The sequence below is a fragment of the Ramlibacter aquaticus genome, assembly GCF_015159745.1.
Classification (GTDB): domain Bacteria; phylum Pseudomonadota; class Gammaproteobacteria; order Burkholderiales; family Burkholderiaceae_C; genus Ramlibacter; species Ramlibacter aquaticus.
Map to the genome: position 1 here is coordinate 1 of NZ_JADDOJ010000202.1, position 424 is coordinate 424.

Consider the following 424-nt stretch of genomic DNA (forward strand, 5'->3'; position numbering starts at 1 on the left):
CCGCCCGCTGGCTGAAGAATTGAGCAAGGCGTTGGCGGTTGACCGTTCGGTTAAAGGCTTTGAAGACTTTTCGTTGCAGGGCACACAGGCCATCGAAGCCGGCAACCCTGCACGCAGTTTGCTCTACCACGCCTTGGCCTCGCCCAATGTGCTGTATGCCGCCAATGGTGATGCACTGACCGACTTTGCCACTGCGGCAGAACTCGAGACACTGCTCAACTACGTCTATGGTGTTGCCCTGCCTACCCTTGAAGCGCTACAGGACCAGGCAGGCGCCAACGCGACCTTGGGGCTGGTGGTGTTTGCCACCGAGTATCGTCCCCGTGCCGATACCCCTCACCACCAGCATGCCGACCTGTGCTTTTGACGCACAGGCATTGCCCGCGTCGGCACTGCGCCTGCCCTGTACGACCCCCAATTGCGC

General features: G+C 60.8%; 1 protein-coding gene. It reads left to right on the forward strand.

Translation table 11 applies throughout. The features are described 5' to 3' along the window. On the forward strand, positions 1–367 hold a 367-nt coding region (locus IM725_RS20120), incomplete at its 5' end, for a hypothetical protein (RefSeq protein ID WP_227753995.1). Positions 368–424: the final 57 nt, after the last annotated feature.